We start from the raw sequence: 1277 nt of genomic DNA, 5'->3' as shown, positions 1-1277 counted from the left end.
GTTTAAGTTAATTCAGGCACGTCAGCGGCATTTCTGAGTTGCCTGTAGTAGTTTGCCTCAGCCTCAGCAGGCGGGATATAGCCGAGCGGTTCCATCAGTCGATGATGGTTGTACCAGGCCACCCATTCCAGCGTTGCCAGTTCGACGGATTCCCTCGTTTTCCAAGGGGAGCGCCGATGAATCAGTTCCGTCTTGTACAGGCCGTTGATCGTTTCGGCCAGCGCATTGTCGTAGCTGTCGCCCCGGCTGCCGACAGACGGCTCGATGCCGGCCTCAGCCAGCCGTTCGCTGTAGCGGATGCTGACGTATTGAGATCCTCTGTCGGAATGATGAATCAAAGTCCCGTCCTCACCCGGTTGGCGGGCGTACAGCGCTTGTTCGAGTGCATCCAGAACGAAGTCCGTGGTCATCGACCAGCTGACGCGCCAGCCAACAATACGGCGGGCAAACACGTCGATCACGAATGCCACGTACAGCCAGCCTTGCCATGTCGAGACATACGTAAAATCCGACACCCAGAGCTGATTCGGTCGGTCAGCCTTGAACTGCCGGTTGACTCGGTCCAGCGGGCGCGGTGCGGTCACCTCGGGAATCGTCGTGCGAACACGCTTACCGCGAACTGCGCCACGCAAGCCCTGCAGCTTCATCAACCGTCCGACCGTGCAGCGTGCCACCGCAATGCCTTCTCGGTTCATCTGCTTCCAGACCTTCGGCACGCCATAGACCTGCATGTTGGCCTGCCAGACACGCTTGATCTCCGGTTGCAAAAGCTCATCGCGTTTCGCGCGGGCGCAGCGTTTCGACGGATCGCGAAGTTGTGCTGCATGGCGTCGGTAGCCCGACGGGGCAATCCGCAAGACCTTGCAGATCAGCTCGACCCCGGAGGTGTCGCGATGCTGATCAACGAAGGCCTTCAGGACTTGAAACGGCGGTCGAGCTCCGCCTGGGCGAAAAATGCGCTCGCCAGTTTGAGAATCTCGTTGGTCCGGCGCAGCTCCTTGACCTCGCGCTCTAAGACTTTGATGCGTTCACGCTCGGCCGTACTCACGCCATCGCGCTCTCCACGGTCGACCTCGTCGCGCTTAACCCAATCCAACAGCGTCTGCGGCGTGCAGCCGATCATCGGCGCAATCGATTCGACTGCCGGCTCGCTACGCTGCTCGCGTACCAGGCGCACTGCGCGCTCTCTGACTTCCGGGGAAAACTTGCTTGGCTTCTTGTTCATGGCTCCATTCTCTCAAGAGTTGGAGCCTCCACAAAACTCGGGGCGGTTCAGG

1 protein-coding gene and 1 other annotated feature are annotated in these 1277 nt (G+C 59.7%); the gene reads right to left on the bottom strand.

Going from position 1 to position 1277, the window contains the following annotated elements:
- Positions 1-2: 2 nt before the first annotated feature.
- Positions 3-1225 (bottom strand): IS3 family transposase gene (locus WS61_RS15925; RefSeq protein ID WP_095211748.1). Its coding sequence is split into 2 segments (ribosomal slippage): positions 3-949 and positions 949-1225, totalling 1224 coding nucleotides; the frame shifts between segments, so codons are not numbered across the junction.
- Positions 843-959, bottom strand: a sequence feature (AL1L pseudoknot). Its footprint overlaps the gene before it by 117 nt.
- Positions 1226-1277: the final 52 nt, after the last annotated feature.

This window comes from Burkholderia sp. ABCPW 11 (genome assembly GCF_001523445.1).
In the GTDB taxonomy this organism is placed as follows: Bacteria; Pseudomonadota; Gammaproteobacteria; order Burkholderiales; family Burkholderiaceae; genus Burkholderia.
Note: the sequence above shows the minus strand (reverse complement) of the source record. Positions and strands in the feature narration are given on the sequence as shown.